This window comes from Vibrio sp. 704 (assembly GCF_033339295.1).
On the sequence record NZ_JAWOUH010000308.1, the window covers coordinates 1 to 796 of the forward strand.

Genomic DNA, 796 nt, shown 5'->3' on the forward strand with positions numbered 1-796 from the left:
GATGACCCCGTCTGATGTGGTGTTTGAGGTTGTAGAAGAATCCTGTGGCGATACTGATTTACTGATCAAAGCCGTACAGTTAATGAGAGCGAATGGCTTTATCTTTGCCATCGATGATTTTGGCGCGCAACATTCCGACATTGCCCGAGTTCAGCAGCTTTGTCCTGACATAATTAAAATTGATCGTTCTTATCTACTCGATTATTGCGCTGGTGATACCTTTTCCATTCGAAGTGCAGTAGATCTAGCGGCAACCATGGGGGCCAAAGTGATTATCGAAGGGGTTGAAGAGAACAACCAGCTGCAGGCCATGCGTCAACTGGAACTCGATTATTATCAAGGGTTTTATCTCGGTAAACCGAGTGCAATTCATCACTGGACAGAATACGCAACCTGCCAATGCACGGTGCATTAAGCTTATCTCGTCATGCCGCATAAGCCACACAAACTATCCCAACAAAAAAGCGCCGAACACATGTCGGCGCTTTTGGTATGTATGGGTTTGAACGCTAAGATTCAATCGCTTATATGATTCTATCGCTTAGAAGAAGTCGATAGAGTTACGTCCACTCTTCGGGTCACGCGTTGCTTGTGGTTTGTCTTCTTTCTTGCCTTTCTTAGCAGATTGAGTCAACGCTTCTTTTTGTGCTTTGCGCTCTTTATGTGCCGCTTTACGACCCGTTGATTTAGGTCCTGTGCCTTTCGCTTTAGGCGGCTTGCTTTGGCGAGACTTCTCTTTACGAGTAGATTGCGTTTCTTTCTTCGCTTTCTTTTCCGCTTTTTGTTCTGCCGTTTC

The 796-nt window shown here is 45.5% G+C and carries 1 protein-coding gene and 1 pseudogene; one reads left to right on the top strand and one right to left on the bottom strand.

Annotated elements, in window-relative coordinates; genetic code table 11:
- Positions 1 to 415, top strand: a 415-nt coding sequence (locus R7R24_RS26100; protein ID WP_318120029.1) for an EAL domain-containing protein, incomplete at its 5' end; no start/stop codon positions are given.
- A 126-nt stretch (positions 416 to 541) separates the two neighbouring features.
- Here R7R24_RS26100 and R7R24_RS26105 read toward each other — a convergent pair.
- Positions 542 to 796: pseudogene (locus R7R24_RS26105) on the bottom strand (hypothetical protein); the annotation flags it as partial.